At 52.4% G+C, this 20,528-nt stretch carries 19 protein-coding genes and 1 tRNA gene; 8 read left to right on the top strand and 12 right to left on the bottom strand.

Translation table 11 applies throughout. The annotated features are described in order from the left end of the window. Positions 1-52: 52 nt before the first annotated feature. Positions 53-523: an ankyrin repeat domain-containing protein gene (locus SCD_RS07755; RefSeq protein WP_009205656.1), complete on the bottom strand. Its 471-nt coding sequence runs from the start codon at positions 521-523 to the stop codon at positions 53-55. A 91-nt stretch (positions 524-614) separates the two neighbouring features. On the opposite strand from SCD_RS07755, the gene SCD_RS07750 reads away from it, so the two are divergent. Both SCD_RS07750 and SCD_RS07745 read left to right on the top strand, forming a co-directional pair. After that, positions 615-1,016: a surface-adhesin E family protein gene (locus SCD_RS07750; RefSeq protein WP_009205657.1), complete on the top strand. Its 402-nt coding sequence runs from the start codon at positions 615-617 to the stop codon at positions 1,014-1,016. Positions 1,017-1,148: 132 nt separating this feature from the next. After that, on the top strand, positions 1,149-2,591 hold the full coding sequence (locus SCD_RS07745) for an EAL and HDOD domain-containing protein (protein ID WP_009205658.1): 1,443 nt from the start codon (positions 1,149-1,151) through the stop codon (positions 2,589-2,591). Between the two features lie 58 nt (positions 2,592-2,649). Here the strand turns inward: SCD_RS07745 and SCD_RS07740 are convergent, their stop codons facing one another. The 3 genes from SCD_RS07740 to SCD_RS07730 form a co-directional block, all read right to left on the bottom strand. Continuing rightward, complete coding sequence (locus tag SCD_RS07740; protein ID WP_009205659.1) at positions 2,650-3,312, bottom strand: thiol:disulfide interchange protein DsbA/DsbL; 663 nt, start codon at positions 3,310-3,312, stop codon at positions 2,650-2,652. Between the two features lie 96 nt (positions 3,313-3,408). Next, positions 3,409-3,801 carry a hypothetical protein gene (locus SCD_RS07735; RefSeq protein ID WP_009205660.1) on the bottom strand — a complete coding sequence of 131 codons (393 nt, stop codon included), beginning with the start codon at positions 3,799-3,801 and terminating at the stop codon, positions 3,409-3,411. Between the two features lie 225 nt (positions 3,802-4,026). Next, entirely contained in the window at positions 4,027-7,491 is a 3,465-nt protein-coding gene (locus SCD_RS07730) for a hypothetical protein (RefSeq protein ID WP_009205661.1), read from the bottom strand. 381 nt (positions 7,492-7,872) lie between these two features. Here SCD_RS07730 and SCD_RS07725 point away from each other — a divergent pair, with 381 nt between their 5' ends. Then, positions 7,873-8,475: a YecA/YgfB family protein gene (locus tag SCD_RS07725; protein WP_009205662.1), complete on the top strand. Its 603-nt coding sequence runs from the start codon at positions 7,873-7,875 to the stop codon at positions 8,473-8,475. Between the two features lie 591 nt (positions 8,476-9,066). Here SCD_RS07725 and SCD_RS07720 read toward each other — a convergent pair. Next, the gene (locus SCD_RS07720) at positions 9,067-9,516 is read right to left on the bottom strand and encodes a hypothetical protein (RefSeq protein WP_009205663.1); all 450 of its coding nucleotides are present in this window, start codon (positions 9,514-9,516) and stop codon (positions 9,067-9,069) included. A 127-nt stretch (positions 9,517-9,643) separates the two neighbouring features. Here SCD_RS07720 and SCD_RS07715 point away from each other — a divergent pair, with 127 nt between their 5' ends. Beyond that, positions 9,644-9,883 (top strand): winged helix-turn-helix transcriptional regulator, encoded by a 240-nt coding sequence (locus SCD_RS07715; RefSeq protein ID WP_009205664.1) that lies wholly within the window; start codon positions 9,644-9,646, stop codon positions 9,881-9,883. Between the two features lie 58 nt (positions 9,884-9,941). Beyond that, on the top strand, positions 9,942-10,229 hold the full coding sequence (locus SCD_RS07710; protein WP_009205665.1) for a VanZ family protein: 288 nt from the start codon (positions 9,942-9,944) through the stop codon (positions 10,227-10,229). A 104-nt stretch (positions 10,230-10,333) separates the two neighbouring features. Here SCD_RS07710 and SCD_RS07705 read toward each other — a convergent pair whose 3' ends face one another. The 4 genes from SCD_RS07705 to SCD_RS07690 all read right to left on the bottom strand — a co-directional run bounded on the left by SCD_RS07705 (position 10,334) and on the right by SCD_RS07690 (position 11,652). Then, entirely contained in the window at positions 10,334-10,672 is a 339-nt protein-coding gene (locus SCD_RS07705; RefSeq protein WP_023506887.1) for a zinc ribbon domain-containing protein YjdM, read from the bottom strand. Positions 10,673-10,737: 65 nt separating this feature from the next. Next, the gene (locus SCD_RS07700) at positions 10,738-10,965 is read right to left on the bottom strand and encodes a hypothetical protein (RefSeq protein ID WP_009205667.1); all 228 of its coding nucleotides are present in this window, start codon (positions 10,963-10,965) and stop codon (positions 10,738-10,740) included. 90 nt (positions 10,966-11,055) lie between these two features. Beyond that, entirely contained in the window at positions 11,056-11,445 is a 390-nt protein-coding gene (locus tag SCD_RS07695) for a flagellar basal body-associated FliL family protein (RefSeq protein WP_009205668.1), read from the bottom strand. Positions 11,446-11,576: 131 nt separating this feature from the next. Then, positions 11,577-11,652: transfer RNA gene (locus tag SCD_RS07690), tRNA-Asn, on the bottom strand. Positions 11,653-11,746: 94 nt separating this feature from the next. On the opposite strand from SCD_RS07690, the gene SCD_RS07685 reads away from it, so the two are divergent. Then, positions 11,747-13,072: an AsmA family protein gene (locus tag SCD_RS07685; RefSeq protein ID WP_009205669.1), complete on the top strand. Its 1,326-nt coding sequence runs from the start codon at positions 11,747-11,749 to the stop codon at positions 13,070-13,072. Positions 13,073-13,125: 53 nt separating this feature from the next. On the opposite strand, the gene SCD_RS07680 is transcribed toward SCD_RS07685, so the two are convergent. Beyond that, complete coding sequence (locus SCD_RS07680; RefSeq protein WP_009205670.1) at positions 13,126-14,319, bottom strand: pyridoxal phosphate-dependent aminotransferase; 1,194 nt, start codon at positions 14,317-14,319, stop codon at positions 13,126-13,128. A gap of 81 nt (positions 14,320-14,400) precedes the next feature. On the opposite strand from SCD_RS07680, the gene uvrB reads away from it, so the two are divergent. Then, positions 14,401-16,416: an excinuclease ABC subunit UvrB gene (uvrB, locus tag SCD_RS07675; RefSeq protein ID WP_009205671.1), complete on the top strand. Its 2,016-nt coding sequence runs from the start codon at positions 14,401-14,403 to the stop codon at positions 16,414-16,416. Positions 16,417-16,449: 33 nt separating this feature from the next. Here uvrB and SCD_RS07670 read toward each other — a convergent pair whose 3' ends face one another. Beyond that, complete coding sequence (locus SCD_RS07670) at positions 16,450-17,019, bottom strand: ankyrin repeat domain-containing protein (protein ID WP_023506886.1); 570 nt, start codon at positions 17,017-17,019, stop codon at positions 16,450-16,452. A gap of 189 nt (positions 17,020-17,208) precedes the next feature. Here SCD_RS07670 and SCD_RS07665 point away from each other — a divergent pair, with 189 nt between their 5' ends. After that, positions 17,209-17,697 carry a low molecular weight protein-tyrosine-phosphatase gene (locus SCD_RS07665; RefSeq protein WP_009205673.1) on the top strand — a complete coding sequence of 163 codons (489 nt, stop codon included), beginning with the start codon at positions 17,209-17,211 and terminating at the stop codon, positions 17,695-17,697. 63 nt (positions 17,698-17,760) lie between these two features. Here SCD_RS07665 and SCD_RS07660 read toward each other — a convergent pair whose 3' ends face one another. Then, entirely contained in the window at positions 17,761-20,337 is a 2,577-nt protein-coding gene (locus tag SCD_RS07660; protein WP_009205674.1) for an Rne/Rng family ribonuclease, read from the bottom strand. Between the last annotated feature and the right edge of the window lie 191 nt (positions 20,338-20,528).

Genomic DNA, 20,528 nt, shown 5'->3' with positions numbered 1-20,528 from the left:
TGTTAGCCTGCTTAGTTGATAATTGCTGTACTGGCTTGGATCGGGTGGCAGCCTATTTATTTTTTGCCGGCTGAGGGTTTTTCAGCATCCACACTGCCAGAATTCCCTCGACTTCATGGCTCAGGGAATGGTAGGCCTTGTCGTGAGGAGTTTCGTTCTTGAAGTCCTTGGCATAGGGGTCGGCACCCTTGCTCAGGAAAAATTCGACTAATTCCTTCTTCCCGGTAAAAGCGGCAATGTGCAGCGGTGTCAAGCCGTTGTTGTCTCTGGCGTTGATATTAGCACCCTTGGCTACGAGCAGTTTGGCGATTCCCGGGTTGGAATTGGAGGCCGCGATATGAAGCGGCGTAGAGCCGAGCTCAGTGTGCGCGTTGATGAGATTTTTGTTGCTGGCTAGAATTTTTTCCACCTCTTGCGGTGTGCCATCCCGTGCGGCTTCAAAAATCGTACCGGCTGCGTGGGAATTTCCAATTACGCTCAGCAGAAAAATGGCGATACCGATGATTTTAGAGCTTCTGTTCATTGCTGGATTCCTTTTGATTCGTTATCTGGATGGCGTTTGATATGATGGTAGTGGCGGCAAGTTTAATGTGAATCCAATGAGGAGTAAATTGATGCAGAACGTTTTTAGATTTCATTTCGGCGTAGCCGTTCTCGGCATGGCTGCCGCTTTCTCCGCACAGGCAGTTGACTGGGCACCGGTCACTCAGGTCGGCGACAGCGTGCGTGAGATAGATCCATCCAGTATCGTGGGCACAGCGCCGGTTTTTACTTATACAACTCGCCACGTTTTTGGGGATTTGGAATACCGCGTCGGCAGGCGTGGCATAAAATACCTGGTGATATCGAGCAAGTCTGATTGCCGTCGGCAGACCACCTCGAGGCTGACGGTAGATGCTTACGATGAAAACATGTCGCTGGTCAGCAAGCAGACCATTCAAAATCCAGAAGAAACCCTTGTTTCTCCAGACAGCATCGAGGAAGCGGTGCTTAAGTTTGTGTGTCAACCCAAATAGCCTGGTCTCATTCCTATATTAGAATTTAGGGAAATCCCCTAACTACAAGTCAGGGCGTTTGTTATATCCTTGTTTGATCATTGGACATAACCAGATGGAATATTATAGATGTTAGGCAGGTTCTTGAAATGGATGTTCGGTCAACAGGATTCACATACCCACGCATCTGGCAAGCAGGTTCAGCGAGTCTCCTACACGAGCTTGGACGAGAGCAAGCTCGATGGTCTTGCGCCACTAAAGGAAATTGATCATTCTGATTTATTAGGACAAGGTCTCGCATCCCCCTCTCCCACTGTCTCACCGGTTAAACCCTCTGTGGAAGGGGGTGCAGTCCCGGCGGAAACAGTTCAGTCGTTTATTTGCCGTGAACCCATGCTTGACAGCAGCGGGCGCATGGCGGGCTATGAATTTATGCTGCGCAAATCTCCCGGACACAAGGTTCGCCTTGAAACTCGTGCGGTTTTGCGCCTGTATGATGAAGTTTTGCTCCGCAATGTGATGGACATGGATATTGGCCGATTACTGGGTAGCCGGTTAGCCTTTATCGGCATTTCCCCGGCTTCCCTTGGTTGTCGCTTATTTGAAGACCTGCCGAAAAAAGGCGTGGTGCTGGTTATCCGCTCTGCCTCGGAATTGATCGACAATCCTGAAGAAACATTGGCAAATCTGATTGCACTTAAAGAAAAAGGTTTCCTGATTGCACTGGAGGATTTTTCGGATGTGCCGGAGATGAGCCAGTTTCTTCAGGTCGTCGATTTGGCGATCATCGACGTGTCCTCGGAAGATTCGCAGAGACTGCGCCATATGGTGGACTCTCTATGCAGCCAGTATCTATGGATAAGGTTGATCGCAAAAAACGTCGAATCCACGGAGGCCTATGATGCTTGCCGGAAATTGCGGTTCGATTATTTTCAGGGGCCTTTCCTGACGCGGTTGGAGGAACTGGAACAGCCTAGGGTAGGAGCCAATCACATCAGGCTGTTCGAACTGCTGAACCTGATTCAGAAGGATGCAGATATCACTGAACTGGTTAACGTGTTCAAGCTTGATCCGATGCTGACCTATAAATTTCTGCGCTACATCAACTCTGTGGGGGGCGGGTTGGTGATGAAAGTGGTCGCGATCGAACATGCTATTGCCGTGTTGGGCCAGAAAAAACTCTATCGGTGGCTGACCTTGCTTTTGTACAGTGGTGGAACAGCCCATCCGCAGGATAGGGCGCTGATGGAAAATGCGATGGTTCGTGGGCGGATGACGGAAACGCTGGGACGGGAAGCTTTCTCGCCTGGAGAGTTGGATAACCTGTTTATCGTTGGTTTCTTTTCTCTATTGGACGTGTTGCTCAGGGTGCCGATGGGAAAGGCGCTGGCCTACCTTAATCTGTCTGAGGAATTGATTCAGGCTCTGGTGCACCAAGAAGGAAGATATGCGCCTTATCTGAAGCTTGCCATTGCCTGCGAACAATTCGAACCTGAAAGAATTGCTGAGCTTGCAGCTGATTGCGGGCTGGATGTACAGAAAGTGAATATCGCCCATATAGATGCCATGTTGTGGGCACTGGAAGTCGAGCAATAACCCCGCTTAACTCTTGATACGATACTGTGGTTTAAAGTCTGAAGTAGTGCTCTGCTTTTCAGGGTAAACGTCGTTTTGATTTGGCGACAAGATAGTCGACAACCGGCAGCACATCCGCTTGGTTGCCGCCTATCATGCTGGCAGAAGTCACGTATTGTCCATTTACCACGATTGTCGGTACCGAATCTACTCTATAGGCTGCAGTGAGTTGTTGTGCGCGCTGGACTTTCTTCATTACGGCGGCAGAGTTGATGGCTTTGAGAAAATTATTTCTTCCGACGCCCTGTTTTTCTAGGAAATCTGCCATCTGTTCCATTGTCTTCAAGGGTATCCATTCATCATGAATGGCGTTGAATATCTGGATGTGTAACTCCTCCACTTTGCCTAAACTCTCCAGCGCGTAATAAAGCTGTTGTTGCAGAATTGCCCCTTCATTCCGCGCCACCGGAATGCGTTTGAAATCGATACTGTTCCGATGGCGTTTAGCCCATGGCTCGATCAGTGGCGCCATGGCATTGCAGTGCGAGCAGTCGTACCAGAAAAATTCGATAACCTCTATTTTACCGTCAGCCTTCGTTGGTTGAGGAGAACTCAGTATCTGGTAATCAAATCCTTCTTCCGGCTTTACAGGTGAAGCCGCAACTACTGTCGACAAAACGATGAACGTTCCCAGCAAGATGGCGATAGAGGATGTGACAAAGTTTTGGATAGGTAATCGCATTTTCAGATCCGCCTTGTTGGGAGGTATCGATAGTGCCAAGTCCAAGGCCGCATTGGCTAGTCAGTCAATGCGGCTTTTTTCTGATGTTCGACTAGGCTAGTAGCCGGTTTGGGTGTGTTCAGGCAAATCGATGTTATCACCGAAAAAGTTCCAGAGTAGTTGCGCAAAAACCTCTGGGGCGATGACGGTATGGCGGTTTTCAGTTTCCTGAAGCCTGAGCCGTAAGGCCTTGCGCAGTTCAGCATTGCCGGTAAGATCAAATATGATATCGACCTGTTCGCCAAGATCGACCACCTCAAGGGCATCCTTGAAAACGGGTACGTTGCTGTGAGCAAAGCCCAGAGCGACAGGAGAGTCCAGATGGCGATCTGCCACCGCCACGATTTCTACATCGACATGTTGCTCCTGAATTTTCTCCAGAAAATGTTCGGCGAAAAGCTCGCCAACGCTACCCAAACCTAGCAATGCAACTTTGACTTTATTGCTCATGATTGTTGTTCCTCCTGATTTTTTGATTAAATATGCGGCTAAGTCTTACGATTCGAGAATAGCTGAATGGCTGGGTCGTGGCAAGCTCATGGCTTGCAGGCCGGACAGGGGAAATGAATCGTGTTTTCCAAAAATGAAATGGCTAGTGCCAGGCACTAGCCATTTCATTGTCAGCATCGTCAATTTTGGAGTGGTCAGCAGTACACTGCGGCCGCAATGGCGAATCTATGTTCTTGACTGCATCGGCCGTAACGGGTCGGCGCCGATAGTACCACTCAGGCTTTGCAAGTATGCCGTGCTCTTGACCAACTTCAGCTTGGTCTTGGCACTTTCTAGCCGTTCATGGATGTCAAGCCGTTCTGCCAGGTCCTGATGACTTGTACGGCAGGCGAAGGTATCCAGATAAGCAATGTGGCGCTCCCAAAGATGGATGTCCCGCGCCTGCTTCGTCATTAGTCGTTCCTGGTACCAATCCGAAGCGAGCAAGGCTTCACGGGTAAACAAGGCCCGGATGGCAGGGTCATGCACATCTTTGCCCTCATAACGGCCATTAGCCATGATGTGAAGCAGGGCTTTGAGCGGTGGGCAGGCATCTTCCACACTACCATCTTCCAGATAGCAGGCTGCCACCTTCTGCTGCGCTTCGACGATATTTTCCACGCCATCCACGAACACCGCCATGTCCTGGGTTTCCGGACGCAGGATATGCTCGCCAAATACTGCGCGGGGTGCATCGAACATCTTGCCCATGAAACCGTGTACAAAGCGTTCCGTGATGCGGTAGCCAAGGCGGCTTGCCTGAATCAGGCGGCCTTGATACTGGAAATCGGCAATCTTTTCCATGTAACCGTTTTCGATCAGGAAGCGCGGATCCCGTTCCTGTGGCTTCAGGCGTGACCAGATTTCCGGCACGAGCAGGCTGATGTCGTGATCAACGCGGAGATTCGGGCCGATATAACCGGCAGCGGTGGAATAGCCGGCGTAACCTGTAAGGATAAAAGACACCAGCGTATTGTTCATATCTACAGTGGGCCGGAGGGCGTTGAACGGCCCTTTGGTGAGCGCGCCTTCGCTGCCAGCCCCTGTCGTGGAGGGCGATTTGCCGGTGAGGCTGCAGATGAAGTCCATGAACAGCTCGGGCAGTTCCTGATAGTGAATCGGATTATAGACTGCCAAAGGGCGTATGCCGGGTTCCGGCGGATTGTTGCGACGGCCCACCAGCACTGCGTTGACAGGTTCGATGACGGGTGTGCCCAAAGGAACCCGTCGATTGAATCTGGCACCAATTTCCGCCACATAGCGCCTTACCGGGTTGGCGAGGTCGAGCCGCAGTTGCAGGTAACGGGGGTTCTTGCTCGGCTTGCCGTCCACCATGCGTGGATGTGCGGAGGACACCACATATTGGTTTGCTTCATGGGCTTCGCGAAGAATCTTGCGCATGGGGTCGGTGTACTGGTCGAACCCCACCACGTCATCGATGATTTTCGACAATGACTCGCCATTAATCGGTTCGAAATTTGCAATAAAGTTGTCGCGCAGGGCCATATCCTGTTCGGCCTGGAGATCGAATCCGCGATGAATCGCCTCGTCCGGGCGCTGGAACAGGCGGTACTCGCAGTTACGCACGAGCTTGACGGAAGGGTTGTCGCTTTTCGGTGACATATTGGGCAGGGATGCAGCGGGAACGACAACTGAGGCGCTGATGTCGTCCTCCATCTGTACTTTGTCGGCAGCGATGAAATCCTGGCGTAACTTGAACACGCGCCATGCCCCGTTCTCAGCAAAACCTATCCGTAAATAGGAACCGACAAGCTTCCTTTCACCGAGCTTGAGTTCATGGCCGGGATGACCGTTAACGAAATCCGTCGACAGATAGTTGCGCCAGTTGTCGCCCCATTCCGGGCGATACATGCGTTTGATGATGAACACCAGCGCTAAAATGCGGTCAGGAATTTCTTCCAGCCAGGCATTGTATTCCTCGGTGTGGGAGGGGGAGGGGGTGAGTACCTTGATCACCGAACCCAGGCTGCGTTCGGCGCTGAGTAGCGTGCGGGCTGCATCCCGGTCCTCATGTTCGAATCCCGGTTTGAAGCGGCCCGAGTAATTTTTCTTGACGATCTTTTCAACCTGAGTGAGGTCCTTCTCCAGATCGGCAACGAAAAGCGGGCCGTAGATCACCGCGTCATTCAGCGACTTGGAAATCTCCGATTTTCCTCCACCTGACACGGTGCAGGGCTTGTGGCAGAAAGTACCTTCCGGATCCGTGCCCACCAAACGCCATGATGGCGCGCCCGGATGCTTGCACATCTCGACCTTGTAGCCGTTGGGCTGCACGTAGATATGGTCCGGACGAAGCTTGATGGTCTGAGGTACGCCATCCTTCATCCAGTTGATGGTTTGAGCGTGAAGGTCCATGCGCAGGTCCTGCGGCACATAAATGACTTCCGGATGCAACTTGTCGATGCCGTAGCCTTCCGGTTGTACAATCATTAAATCGCCATATTGGGTCGCGATCTCTTCAAAGCTGTACCCTGGTACTCGGGTGATGCTGTCCACCCCGAATTCCTCGCCGTGGTTGTGCCGCGGGAACGCCAGTGCGCCGCCCGCATGCTCCTCTTCAGCCAGCCCGAAAAGGTTGGTGGCATAGCTGATCTGGGTCTTGACCTCTTTCTTGCAGTATCCGAAGTAATTGTCGGCCAGTATGGTGACGATCACCCCGCGCTCGTCGCGAGCGGTAATTTTGAAGGCGGAACCATCGTTATACAGTTCGTTTTCATCGACCCAGCACATACCATCCGCCTGTTGGCGAGGTGAAGCAGCATCCCGGTGGGGAAGCCCAAGTTCTTTCTTGGTGAGTCGGGTCAGGTGAGGAGCCAGAATCACACAACCGGTGTGACCGGACCAATGATCCACGTCCAGTCCGACATCGTTCGACGCCAGTACAGGGTTGCCACCATTGCCGAAGATGCTTTCTACAAAATCCAGATTGCTCACCAGACCGCCTGGCGCGAAAAAGCGAATTTCCATAATCTTTTCCGGTTCGCGCCCGGGGATTTCGGGGCAGATTACCGGGCGAAGAAGCAGCGAAACGAACATCGCCGCTTCCTGCGGCTGTCCAGCGGCGAACGGCAGGCGCATCAGATGTTCCGGGGGGTTGATTGCTTCACGCAACAGACGTGCAAAAGCGACCTTGGGAACCGCTTTCTTGTCGCCGGGTATCGGTAGTCCGCCCTCGGTTACGTGGAATAATCCCTTGGTCGTGCGACGGTCGCTAACCGGGTTGTGTAGTACGCCGTTACGAATTCGATAACTGCTGACATAATCGCCCTTGAACTCATTCTTGTTCACCGGCAGGGAAAGCTCTCGGGCCACGCCATGGCGATCGAGGATCAGCGTGTTTTCCGGCAACCGGGGTACGGAACCATCTGCTGCATCGGCAAGATAATCATCCAGGAACGCCTGGATACGTTGATCGGGTGGGCAGAGGTAGCCGCTCAACAAGCGGGATTTTTCCCGGTAGCTTTGCAGAAGATTTTGCGCAACGGCCAGGAAATCGCTACTTTCGCCCTCCAGGCAGGGCGGTTGGCCCGACGAGGACAGCTTCAGGTTGATGTATAGCTGAAGGCGTTTGCGGGTTTCTTGAGGGTCTTCAGAATCGTCCCCCAGCCCCAGAAATTGATTCAGATCCATAATGCGATTTACCTTGTACGTGCGTCTGCACTTGAGAAAAACGAGTATTTTACTCTGAAACGAGTAATTTTGAGATGGTTGACCGGTGTAAACCTGCAAGTTGCGACCGTAACGATCTGGTGGCCGAGGTTGAAGTTATTGCCTGAAATCCATATGCATATTCTTCAGATAGTGGATTTTGTCTGATATACAAAGGGTTTTTCAGTATAACATTGCACCACACACCGGAAATCGGCGCTGCACTTGATACAATCAAATCGAATAGAAATAAGCTTAGCCAATAGAACATATAGGTCATTCATGCCAACAAACGCACTATCGAAGCAGGAACTCACGAGATTGGAGGAATTGCTGGCCTCATCCATTTTCAATGGAAAGGGCATGAGCCTGGACAAATTGCAGGGATTCCTGTGCGCCGTTATCAGCGCGCCGGACACCATCGCGCCAGGCCAATGGATGCATGAAGTTTTCAAGATCGGGCCGGAACACGAATCGATGGAACTGGCTCAGGAGTTCATGACATTGATGATGCGTTTCTATAAAAGCGTGGCCGCAACACTTGGCGAAAATCAGCCAATCAAATTTATCCTGAAACCTCTCACTGACCATCAGCCTGATTATCAAACATGGTGCGAGGGCTACATCCTGGGGTGGGGGCTTTCTGCGGAGGAATGGCTGAGTCCGGGAAACGAACCTTTGAAGAAGCTGACTTTCCCGATTTTGCTTTTGTCCGGCGCTTTTAAAGAAGAATCTGAAAGAAGGGGAAAGAAATACCTGCCTGATGATGAATATACGAAATTGCTGCAGGAATGTGCCGACATGCTTCCCAAGGCGGTTGTGGAGATATTTCACTATTGGCATTCCCGAGCGAAGCCTGTTTCAACCAAGCGGGAAACGCCTAAAGTCGGGCGCAATGAGACTTGTCCATGTGGGAGTGGTCTGAAATTCAAGCAATGCTGCGGCAAGGAAAGAACGCTGCACTAACATGTCGTCGTTGCGATCTGATCTGGCAGACGTTGTCAGAATGTGATCTTTCATTTGTCCCTGAACGGTGATATGGCTCCCGCAGGCCATTTATCCAGTTTCTTGCATCTCGTGGAGGGTGACTCCGCCGCACAGTTTGTTTTTCTTGTAGAATGATGATGCCGGGCTGATTCGTCACACTACCCTGTGACTTTGCGGCCAAGCCCAAATTAGCCCGGACCTGAAGTCAATGCGTCTCGCCTACCGTCAGGGAACGTCCATTGTCCCGCGGGCCGAGGCCGAGCAACCAGGGCCACGGCAGTCTGCGCTTATTCGACTGCTGTGAGATAATTTCCCGCATCCGCGCCCATAAATGGTCCTTAGAACCAGCCGGCAGTAGACCATGGAAAAAATAAGCAGTCGGCGAAGGACTGCTTTGCGACGCCAGACCCCACAGACACCATCAGGCACTTGATACGCCAACCGGAGGTCAAACTGTCGCTGACAACATTCGTGCTCCAAACTGGATTGGCCACTTGGGTAATTTGTAGAGGAGCCTGCTTGCTCTAGGGTCAATTGGCTAGATTGCGGAGCGCACGAACACCCAGTGCGCTATCGCTGCGCACCCTCAAGTTTTGAGTCCACTGGCTCCATTTGGCTAGGAATACGCGATGGCGTTGAACTGACCGGTTGTGCCATTACCGACACGCGCTCATCATGCGCAATCCGTGATACATAGCCCGACCAGCTAATCAGCGCTAGCGCAAACGCCAGCAACACTTGGACCTGTACCCCTGCAGAGTAATGACGCGCTACCCATAGCCGTGCAATAAACGCAAGCAGCGTCACCGCGGCCAGCTGACCGGTAAACTCTCTTGCGCTTTCGAGCGCGACATTGTCGCTCCAGGCAAACAAGGACGGCATCGCCAACGTGAGCAGGATTAACGCGATTGCAATTCTGCTCGTGCGTGTCGTTTGATTGATGAGCTTGATGCTGCTACGGTCATGCATGACGCCAATTTCCCCTGTTGATTGAGTAAGGTCGCCGGGCGAATGCACCATTATGCACATGCTCACCGCCTGCGGATGCCTTCATTTTATTAGTAAATCGAAAAAATCTGTAGTCCGTTCCATACCCATTTTGGCATATACTTTACCCCATCATTCGTGCTGTTTCTGGTAAATATCCATGAAAGAGATTCTGCAATACCTGAAAAAGCATGGCGAACAGCTTGACGCAGAGATCGCTGAAGCTATAGGGATATCATTAACTGATGTGCGCCTCCATATATCAGAACTTGCTGCCAAAGGAGAGGTTATGGCGTGCAACTCGATTCGGTTCGAGAAGGGGGAGAAAGTCGAAGGAATACGTTGCCGAATATCTGGATATATTCCTCCTGCAGCACCGGGCAGAAAACCTAAGGTTTAGTTGAAATCATCGTACTTCATTGGCACATCTCAAGCATAACCCCGCATGAAGAACGGTGATGATCGAATCCATCCTCAAGTTTCTCAGCGCCTACGTCGAAAAGTTGCCACAAATCGGCGTACCCAAAGACAAACAGGCGCATTTTATCGTAGGTGCGGTTCTGTTCTTTTTACTGGCTGCTTGCGGTGCGCCCACATTATTTGCTGTAGGCATAGTGTCTCTTGTCGGCGCAGTGAAAGAAATCTACGATTACTTCCATCCCGATTTACAGACCTGTGACTTTTTTGACTGGCTTGCCACGACACTGGGTGGATTGTTTGCACTTGCTGTCTGGAGCGTGTTGTGATCGACCTGTTCAATCCCCCGCTCTAGAGCGAAAGTCCGCCCAGAAAGACGGCTGTAGCCATAGTGCTTGAAAAGTTTTCGGCGCCCTGATGTAAAGCCAGCCACCTACACTTTCTTCACGAATTCGGACTTCAGCTGCATTGCGCCAATTCCGTCGATCTTGCAGTCGATGTCGTGATCGCCTTCCACCAGACGGATATTCTTTACCTTCGTCCCAACCTTGACCACCAAGGACGACCCTTTGACCTTCAGATCCTTGACCACCGCCACGGTGTCTCCATCCATCAGCACGTTCCCATTGGCATCGCACACGACGCGCCGGTCATCAGTGCTCTCCGCTACCACCCTCGGCCACTCGTGCGCACATTCTGGGCAGATAAACATGGCGCCGTCTTCATAGGTAAATTCCGAATTGCATTGCGGGCATTTTGGTAAAGTGTTCATTGTGGGAGGCTCATTGGGTAAAGTACTCATGGGATATCCAGAAACAGCGCATAGTCAGTAGGTCGTCAGTAGCGTTTAAGCGCCATCCGAATTCGGTCAATAGTGTCCTCCATCCGAGCCTTTTTTGATACCTCCAACCCGAGATCTTCTGCAATTCTGGAAATTCTGGCTGAATCAAGAGGAGTACCGCCAGCGTCAATGGCAGCGATTAATTGTTTGGCACGTCGAATTTCGACCGGCGCGTTGTCAAGTGGCTTGAGCCAATTCAATACAAGTGAGATGAAAGCATTCATGCTTGGCTAAGGGGTAGAGTTAAAGATAGACAAAGTACTTTATTTGTAGCCTCAGTGCCTGATATCGAGCCCTGAAAAAAGGGGCGGTATTTACTGAATGACGAAAGACTCGAACAGAACGTCCGTTACACCTTCTTTGTCATCAAGTTTCAGAATCTTGTTGATGACAGTCTTGATGGCTGCCATTACTTTTTTCTTGCCTTCGGTCGTGGCAAGTTCTTCACTATTTTGACTGCTGAGTAGCAGGATCAATTCATGACGAATTACGGGATTCCAAACTTTGACTTCTTCACCAACTTCGGATTTTGAGACCTTAAGGGCTATGCCAACCTGTAAGTAATGCGTTAAACCCTGAAGGTTGACTGTGAAAACTTCTAACTTGGCATAGGGAGATGAGCCCCCTTCCTTGGATTCGTTTGCTTGTGCCGAAGCGCTAAAAATGAGCAGAGCTACTGTAAAGATGGTCCAAAAATTACGCATTAATTTTCCTGATTTAACTGCCAAAAGTGAACAAAACTACTTCGATGCGGAGCCCCGAAGAGGTCTATATAGAGGCGGAATAGAAAAAGGGCTACCGCCTAAACGGTAACCCTCTAACTGTACTGCAAATTTGGCTCCCCGACCTGGACTCGAACCAGGGACCTGCGGATTAACAGTCCGTCGCTCTACCAACTGAGCTATCAGGGAATTAACAAGCTGCGGATTTTACTTTGCTGTGGTAAAAAGGTCAATTCCTATCTGTGATGTTGCCGTAAATGGCGTAATTTTTAAGGTAGATACTGTGAAGTGGACTAAGCGCCTGTTTATTATTCTAGTTGTTTTTCTGGCTGTAATCGGTCTGCCTTTTCTCATCCCGTTGAACACATATATTCCTGAAATCGAGAAGCAGGCGGGTGAAAAGCTGAATGAACCTGTCAAGATTGGCTCGTTGCGTTTTTCGCTGGTTCCCATGCCTCATGTGGCGCTAGAAAGAATTACCATCGGCGCCCAGCAAGAAGTCAGGATAGCTTCGGTCAAGGTCAGTCCGAATTTAAGTTCGTTGTTTAGCACAGTCAAGATTTTACGCAATATTGACCTGGACACGATTTCCATCCGTACGGACATGCTGGGAAAGATGCCAGCCTGGTTCAAATCGGATGGAGGTCCCCAAACAGTAAGAATCGAAAAAATCGGTTTGAATCACGTCACGCTGGATTCACCAGGCATGGCGTTGCCCCTGTTCAGCGTGGTAGTAAACATGAACTCGGACGGGGGTTTGAAGAATGCGCTACTTGCGAGCGATGACGGCAAGCTCAAGCTGGATGCTACGCCCATATCGGACAGTGACTTCGATTTAAAGCTCTCTGCTCAGCAATGGCGCTTTCCTGTGGGGCCGGCGTTTCAGTTCGACGTGCTGAACATTGCCGGAGTCGTCGATAGTGAAGCGTTACGGCTCAAGGATATCGATGGCAAGCTCTATGGAGGGACACTCAAGGGGGCGGCCGAGCTCAACTGGAAATCAGGGTGGCGGCTTAAAGGCGACCTTAAGAGCCAGCGCGTGGCGCTGGAGTCTCTGTTGCCACTGTTCAATTCCAAAGCCCGTGTAAATGGCCGGCTCAATGCCAAAGCCAGGTTCGCAATGAATGGCAGAACGGCATCTCAGCTTGCGGATAGTCCGAATGTTGATGGCGATTTTTCTATCCACAATGGGGTGTTGCACGGTTTCGATCTGGCAAGAGCGGCTCAACCGATCAAGATCAAGGAAGTGCGCGGTGGACAGACAGCGTTCGAGGAATTCAGCGGGATATTTAACGTTGCAGGGAAAGACATCCGTTTGAGCAAGCTGAACATTTCTTCCGGAGTACTCAATGCCAACGGGGATGTGGATATTTCGTCTTCAAAACAACTGGGTGGCAAGGTTTATGTCGAGGTGAAGCAAGGTGTTTCACTGGTAAGTGTCCCGCTCAGGGTTTCCGGCACGCTGCAGGACCCGGTCATGTTCCCCACCGGAGCAGCGGTCACCGGGGCTGTGGTGGGGACGGCGATCCTTGGCCCCGGAGTGGGAACGTCCCTGGGGGTGCAGGCGGCCGACAAACTGGAAAGCTGGTTCGGCGGCAAGAAAAAATAAAGGGCGCCGTTCCTGGCGCCCTTCAATAACTCAGTAACGGGTTTAATTCAAAGCTACTCAAGTGCTTTCTGGATACGATCCAGGGCCATCTCCAGATTTTTCATCGAGGTGGCGAAGGAGATGCGGAAGTAGCCCTCCGCGCCGAAGGCCGAACCCGGGACGATGGCCACTCCCGCTTTTTCCAGCAGGTATTCTGAAAGAGCCATGTCAGTCGCTTCTGCGATAGTGCCGCGACGATGCAGTTCAGCAATGGCTTCTCGTGCGTCTGGGAAGGCGTAGAAGGCGCCGCCGGCATGGATGCACTTCACCCCCTTCATTTCATTGAAGCGACGCACTACGAACTCATGGCGTTCGCGGAAGGCTTTCACCATCGGCTCGATGCATGACTGATCGCCATCCAGGGCGGCTTGGGCCGCCACCTGTGAGATCGAGGTGGGGTTGGAGGTGGATTGGGACTGAAGAATTTCCATCGCCTTGATGATATTTTCCGGGCCGGCAGCGTAGCCAATACGCCAGCCTGTCATTGAATAGGCCTTCGACACGCCGTTCAGCACGACGCATCGGTCTTTCAGCTCAGGGGTGGCGTTGAGGATGTTGAAGAACTTCGCGCCGGACAGGTTGACATGCTCGTACATGTCGTCAGTGGCCACCAGTACGTGAGAGTGACGTTTCAGCACTTCACCCAGGGCCTTCAGTTCGTCCAGTGTGTAGACCGCCCCGGTCGGGTTGGACGGGCTGTTGATCATGAATATTTTTGTCTTGGGCGTGATGGCCTCATCCAGCTGTGTCGGGGTGATCTTGAAGCCCTGTTCGATGCCGCATTCGACGATCACCGGCTTGGCTTCGGCCACTATGGCGATATCAGCATAGGAAACCCAGTATGGGGCCGGGATGACTACTTCGTCGCCCGGATTCAGGACGGCCAAAGCCAGATTGAAGATGCACTGCTTGCCGCCGACGCCGACAATAACTTCTTTTGCGGTGTAATCCAGGTCGTTGTCACGCTTGAGTTTGGCGACGATGGCATTTTTCAGGCTGGGTATGCCGCTGACCGGGGTGTATTTGGTAAACCCGTCGTCAATGGCCTTTTTGGCGGCGTCCTTGATGTGCTGCGGAGTGTCAAAATCTGGTTCGCCGACGCCGAGGCCGATGATGTCCTTACCTTCAGCCTTGAGCCGGGCAGCGCGTGCGCTTACGGCGAGGGTAGGGGATTCCTTGATGGCCTGAACGCGCTGAGACAGTTCCAAGATTCTATCCTTAAGTGAGAGCAATGCGGGCCAGTGCCTGCATGATACAATTTAAAGTTATCAAACCGCACAATTTTACCCGTGATCGTCACATTTCCCAATAGCCCCTACAAACTTCACCAGCCGTTTGAGCCCGCCGGGGATCAGCCCAATGCCATCGCACAGTTGGTCGAAGGCCTGAACGACGGGCTGGCGTTCCAGACCTTGCTCGGTGTGACCGGCTCCGGCAAGACCTTCACCATGGCCAATGTCATCGCCCAACTTGGCCGACCAGCCATTGTCATGGCGCACAATAAGACTCTGGCGGCGCAATTGTATTCCGAGATGCGCGAGTTCTTTCCGGAAAACGCGGTGGAATATTTTGTTTCCTATTACGATTATTACCAGCCGGAAGCCTATGTTCCGTCGCGTGATATGTTCATCGAAAAAGACTCCAGCATCAACGAGCACATCGAACAGATGCGGTTATCCGCCACCAAATCTTTGCTGGAGCGTGAGGATTGCGTGATCGTCGCCTCGGTTTCGTGCATTTACGGTATCGGCGATCCGGTGGATTACCACGGCATGATTCTGCATCTGCGCCAGGGCGAGACGATGTCTCAGCGCGATGCCATCAAGCGCCTCACCGAGATGCAGTACGACCGCAACGAGATCGATTTTCGACGCGGCACCTTTCGTGTGCGCGGTGATGTGCTCGACATCTATCCGGCAGAAAGCGCGGAAACAGCGGTGCGGGTCAGTTTGTTCGATGACGAAGTCGAGAGTATTTCTTTGTTCGACCCGCTGACCGGCCATATTCAGCGCAAGGTTCCGCGCTATACAGTTTACCCGTCAAGCCATTACGTCACGCCACGCAGTACCACGCTGCGGGCGATCGAGGCGATCAAGCTGGAATTGCGCGAGCGCATCGAGTTTTTCCAGAAAGAGCATAAATTAGTGGAAGCGCAGCGGATCGAGCAGCGCACCCGCTTCGACCTGGAAATGCTCAACGAGTTGGGGTTCTGCAAGGGCATCGAAAACTACTCGCGCCATCTGTCCGGCAGGAATCCGGGCGATCCGCCGCCCACACTGATCGACTATCTGCCACCTAACGCACTGATGTTCCTAGACGAAAGCCATGTCACCATCCCGCAAATCGGCGGCATGTACAAGGGTGATCGGGCGCGCAAGGAAAATCTGGTGGGATATGGTTTCCGTCTGCCCTCTGCACTCGATAACCGGCCCCTGCGCTTCGACGAGTTCGAAAAGGTGATGCGGCAGTCCATTTTCGTTTCCGCTACGCCTGCTGATTACGAGGCGCAGCATGCGGGCCAAGTGGTCGAACAAGTGGTGAGGCCAACCGGGTTAGTCGATCCGAAGATCGAAGTCCGCCCGGCAACCAACCAGGTGGACGATCTGCTCTCCGAACTCAACGCCCGAATTGCGCTAGGCGAGCGCGTGCTGGTCACTACTCTGACCAAGCGCATGGCCGAGGATTTGACCGACTATCTGTCTGATCATGGAATCAAGGTTCGCTACGTGCACTCGGACATCGACACGGTTGAAAGGGTCGAGATCATCCGCGACCTGCGACTGGGGGTGTTCGATGTGCTAATTGGAATTAACTTGTTGCGAGAAGGCCTTGATATTCCAGAGGTATCGTTGGTTGCAATTCTGGACGCCGACAAGGAGGGCTTCTTGCGTTCCGAACGTGCGCTGATCCAGACCATAGGAAGGGCGGCACGTCACATTAATGGCACCGCGATTCTCTATGGCGACAAAATCACTAATTCCATGCGCCGGGCGATGGACGAAACAGAGCGACGCCGGGCTAAGCAGGTTGCCCATAACACCGCTCACGGCATCACGCCGAGAGGGGTCACCAAGCGTATCAAGGACATCATCGATGGCGTGTTCGATATCGACACCGCCCAGAAGGAACTGAAAGTCGCTCAGGAGCTTGCTGCCTACAAGCACCTGGACGAGAAGAAGCTGACCAAGGAAATCAAGCAACTGGAAAAAGAAATGCTGGCTTGCGCCCGGAATCTTGAGTTCGAACGTGCCACGCAGCTACGCGACAAATTGAATCAGATTAAGGCGCTGATGTTTAAAACGTAAGCATTACCACAACTATTGGCTGTGGATGGAAGATCAATGCTCCGAATTTTTCATAAAAGTGACTACGTTGACGCCTGGCGGCGTACGTGAACCACAGGACAGATCATCGCTGAGTTCCAGTTCGGCCTCATGCAACTGGTTGATAACTTCAACGTAGTCCTTGTCCTTCGCCATCATCAGCGCCGTGCGGCCACCTTCGTTTTTGGCACGGACATCCACTCCAGCCTTTAACAGGGCATCAATAACGCCCGCTTCACCGTAGCCCGCGGCAAGCATCAACGGACGAGTGCCGTAGCCAATCTGGGTCTCGATATCGGCTCCGGCGTCAATCAAAGTGCTAACGATTTCAGGAAAACCACGATTAAGCTCATGGTTGTACAGTGCTTTCATCAGTGCGGTCCAGCCTAGTTGGTCAGTCGCATTGACGTCAACACCAAGTTCGATCAATGCCTTCACCACTTCGAGGTGACCGGCTCCGGCTGCTAACATCAGTAATGTGCCGCCATCGGTGTTGCGGCTGTTGCAGTCCGCGCCACCTTGCAGCAGGGCACGGATTTGAGTGGTGTCGCCAGTAGCGGCGGCATTGAACAGGTTGGCGGACATAGTATTCTCCACGGCGATTTCAAAAAAGTGCATGTATTGTAATAATAGTTTAGTTATTTAGTCAACTATTATTTGTGGTTCCATGTTAGTACCATTCAGCATAAATTCCATATAATTCTAGTCCATTGAGTATTTTTGTTAAATTTTTCTGTGATGATTTGATTTGATGTTTCTATGGAGTAGCTGGAATTGGAAAAAATTAAAATACTATTTGTCTGTATGGGCAATATTTGCCGATCTCCAACCGCGGAAGGGGTATTTCGTCACCAGGTCTCAAAAGCGGTTCAACCCGAGACTATCATCATCGATTCGGCAGGTACTCATGCTTACCATGTCGGTTCGTCGCCCGACAGAAGAGCCCAGCAGGCTGCGCTGAGACGGGGTTATGATTTGAGCGGCCTGCGCGGGCGGCAGGTTGACGCCAGAGATTTTTACGAATTTGATTATATTCTGGCGATGGATGAGGATAATCTGGCCAATCTGATCAAGATCTGCCCGCCGCCGGAGCGGCACAAACTCAAGTTATTTATGGAATTCAGCAGGGGATTCAGCCAGCGCGATGTACCCGATCCTTACTATGGAGGGATTCAGGGATTTGAGAACGTTCTGAATATGGTTGAGGATGCGGGGTTGGGCTTGCTGGACGAAATCCTGGCAAGAAGTATCGCAAAGGAGTGAGGGGATTGCACGATCCACCGGGAAGCTGCGTAAAGGCAGCTTCCCGGTGGCTGCGAGAGGAGTTTACTTGGACTGTGTTTCGACCTGGACCAGCGGAGCGCTTTCTTCAACGATTTTAGGGCGTGGCGCACGGCGTGGCCGCACCCGTTCCGGTTTGTCGGCTACGGCTTCTTCTACAACAGCTTTGATTTTATCAGGGCTGGTTTCTACCATGACCAGTCCGCTGGAAGCGATTTGATCATCCTGCACAGTTTGTGGGGCACGGCGACGTGGAGCTCGCGGCTTACTTTCGGTCGGGGCTACTTCTGGCACAATGTCGACCGGAACGGCGGCAACTGCGATGTCGACCGGGGTGGCGGTAGGTACGACTTCAGCTGTGGCAACGACTGGAGCGATATCGGCTGACGCAGTTACGACAGGTTCTGTTTCAACTGGTCTGGATGGCTCGGGCACCACTAAAACTGCAGTAGACTCCTGAACGACTATGGGCAGCGAAGCTTCGGAGATCATCTCAGGAGCAGCTTCTACTTTTTCGACTCTCGTGCTCGCCACCTCTAGAGCGATAACTGCCGGTACTGTCTCGCTTGAAACTTCGGTGCTTTCAGGAAGATTACGTGGCGCTTCAGGACGCTCCGTGCGTTCCCCGCGCTCACGCCGCCCACCGCGGCGACCTCGCCGACTCCTGGGCTCCTGCGCTTCGGTTTCGCCTGTTTTAACATCTGCTACCGGGGCAGATGCCTGAGGGGCGACAGCCTCTTTTTCCCTCTTTACTTGCGGCTGAGCAGGCGCACGTGGCTTTTGACCGCCACGACCTTCTCCGCGTTCTGTCCGGCGGGGTTCACCTCGCTCCGCATCACGCTTTCCTTCGCGACCTTCACCACGCGGTTCACGGCGCGGCCTGTCGGTTCTTGCTGGACGCGCTTTGGGCTTGATCTCTTCTTCCGGCTGAGTGCTGCCTAAGCCTTGCAGCCATATCTTGACCTTGCCAAACCAGGTTTGCTTGGTTTTTTCCGCGGCCGCAATCGGTGCTGGCTGTCCAGTTGTGATACCACGCACCGCAGCGATCTGGCGTTGCGGCTTGTCTTCCGCAGACAAGGATTTTTCTGCGGCGGTTTCAGCCGGCATTTCAACCATGCGGTAGCTTGGCGTTTCCTCGCTACTAACTTCATCGCTTCGCAGCCTGACTATGGAATAATTCGGCGTTTCCATGTGGATGTTCGGGATCAGCATGATGCTGGTCTTGAATCGCGATTCGATTTCGTGAATTTCTGCACGTTTTTCATTCAGCAGGAAGGTCGCCACGTCCACTGGAACCTGGGCATGAACTGAAGTCGTGCTGTCCTTCATGGCTTCTTCCTGCAGTATCCTCAGGATATGCAAAGCGGAAGACTCAGTGCCACGAATGTGCCCAGTGCCGTTGCAGCGTGGGCAACCGATGTGGCTGGTTTCGCCGAGCGAGGGCTGTAGCCGCTGGCGAGACAGTTCGAGCAGGCCAAAGCGGGATATCTTGCCCATCTGGACACGAGCCCGATCGTAATGCAGGCCGTCACGCAAGCGATTTTCAACTTCACGCTGGTTGCGAGTGCTTTCCATGTCGATGAAATCGATCACTACCAAGCCGCCCAAGTCGCGCAAGCGCAATTGGCGTGCCACTTCTTCAGCGGCTTCAAGGTTGGTGTTGAACGCAGTCTGCTCAATGTCAGCACCACGGGTGGCGCGGGCCGAGTTGACGTCTACTGACACCAGCGCTTCGGTATGGTCGATAACGATGGCGCCACCTGAGGGCAGGGGGACTTCCCGTGCAAACGCGGTTTCGATCTGGTGTTCGATCTGGAAACGCGAGAACAGGGGTACGTCATCCCGGTACAGTTTGACCTTGTTTACATTGCCGGGCATGACGTGGCTCATGAACTGCACAGCCTGATCATAGATCGCTTCAGTGTCGATCAGAATTTCGCCGATGTCGGGCTGGAACAGGTCGCGGATGGCGCGTATGACCAGACTACCTTCCTGGTAGATAAGAAAGGCGCCGCTTTGCTGTTGGGAGGCGCTTTCAATTGCACGCCATAGCTGCATCAGATAGTTCAGGTCCCACTGCAGTTCTTCCTGCGTGCGTCCGATACCTGCGGTGCGCGCGATGATGCTCATGCCGGTGGGGACATCCAGCTGCGCCATGATGTCGCGCAACTCGTTGCGCTCTTCACCTTCGATACGGCGGGATACACCACCCCCGCGTGGGTTGTTTGGCATCAGGACCAGGTAACGGCCAGCGAGGCTAATGAAGGTGGTGAGCGCAGCGCCTTTGTTGCCGCGTTCGTCCTTCTCCACCTGAACGATGAGCTCCTGGCCTTCTTTCAGTACATCCTGGATGCGGGCGCGGGAAATGTCCGTGCCTTCCGGCAGCAGGAAATTAACACGGGAAACTTCCTTGAAAGGCAGGAAGCCATGACGTTCGGTTCCGTAATCAACGAAGGCGGCCTCGAGACTGGGCTCGATGCGGGTAATGACACCTTTGTAGATGTTGCTTTTACGTTGCTCTTTTCCTGCGGATTCAATGTCCAGGTCAACGAGCTTTTGACCGTCCACAATAGCAACGCGTAACTCTTCGGCTTGCGTTGCATTAAACAACATGCGTTTCATTTGTTATATTCTCCCGCGCTCTTTTCACACGGGGAGACAAACCGCTGCGCTAACTGGCTTGCGTAAAATTGAACGGACTATCTTGTTATTCTAGTCATTAACTTATTTACGATTAAAATTAAGCCTTAAGGTGCGAGTTTGTCGTTCTTTAAGTCCCGTTATTGAAACGAGACTTGAAAATCTGCGAGTGC

Source organism: Sulfuricella denitrificans skB26 (genome assembly GCF_000297055.2).
GTDB lineage: Bacteria > Pseudomonadota > Gammaproteobacteria > Burkholderiales > Sulfuricellaceae > Sulfuricella > Sulfuricella denitrificans.
Note: the sequence above shows the minus strand (reverse complement) of the source record. Positions and strands in the feature narration are given on the sequence as shown.

Excerpts from the sequence above, each read along its gene's own strand:
- SCD_RS07715 (WP_009205664.1), top strand. The coding sequence starts at position 9,644 with ATGAAAGAGATTCTGCAATACCTGAAAAAGCATGGCGAACAGCTTGAC.
- SCD_RS07710 (WP_009205665.1), top strand. The coding sequence starts at position 9,942 with ATGATCGAATCCATCCTCAAGTTTCTCAGCGCCTACGTCGAAAAGTTG.
- SCD_RS07720 (WP_009205663.1), bottom strand. The coding sequence starts at position 9,516 with ATGGTGCATTCGCCCGGCGACCTTACTCAATCAACAGGGGAAATTGGC.
- SCD_RS07755 (WP_009205656.1), bottom strand. The coding sequence starts at position 523 with ATGAACAGAAGCTCTAAAATCATCGGTATCGCCATTTTTCTGCTGAGC.
- SCD_RS07750 (WP_009205657.1), top strand. The coding sequence starts at position 615 with ATGCAGAACGTTTTTAGATTTCATTTCGGCGTAGCCGTTCTCGGCATG.
- SCD_RS07745 (WP_009205658.1), top strand. The coding sequence starts at position 1,149 with ATGTTCGGTCAACAGGATTCACATACCCACGCATCTGGCAAGCAGGTT.
- SCD_RS07695 (WP_009205668.1), bottom strand. The coding sequence starts at position 11,445 with ATGCGTAATTTTTGGACCATCTTTACAGTAGCTCTGCTCATTTTTAGC.
- SCD_RS07725 (WP_009205662.1), top strand. The coding sequence starts at position 7,873 with ATGAGCCTGGACAAATTGCAGGGATTCCTGTGCGCCGTTATCAGCGCG.
- SCD_RS07730 (WP_009205661.1), bottom strand. The coding sequence starts at position 7,491 with ATGGATCTGAATCAATTTCTGGGGCTGGGGGACGATTCTGAAGACCCT.
- SCD_RS07705 (WP_023506887.1), bottom strand. The coding sequence starts at position 10,672 with ATGAACACTTTACCAAAATGCCCGCAATGCAATTCGGAATTTACCTAT.
- SCD_RS07670 (WP_023506886.1), bottom strand. The coding sequence starts at position 17,019 with ATGTCCGCCAACCTGTTCAATGCCGCCGCTACTGGCGACACCACTCAA.
- SCD_RS07700 (WP_009205667.1), bottom strand. The coding sequence starts at position 10,965 with ATGAATGCTTTCATCTCACTTGTATTGAATTGGCTCAAGCCACTTGAC.
- SCD_RS07660 (WP_009205674.1), bottom strand. The coding sequence starts at position 20,337 with ATGAAACGCATGTTGTTTAATGCAACGCAAGCCGAAGAGTTACGCGTT.
- SCD_RS07740 (WP_009205659.1), bottom strand. The coding sequence starts at position 3,312 with ATGCGATTACCTATCCAAAACTTTGTCACATCCTCTATCGCCATCTTG.
- SCD_RS07735 (WP_009205660.1), bottom strand. The coding sequence starts at position 3,801 with ATGAGCAATAAAGTCAAAGTTGCATTGCTAGGTTTGGGTAGCGTTGGC.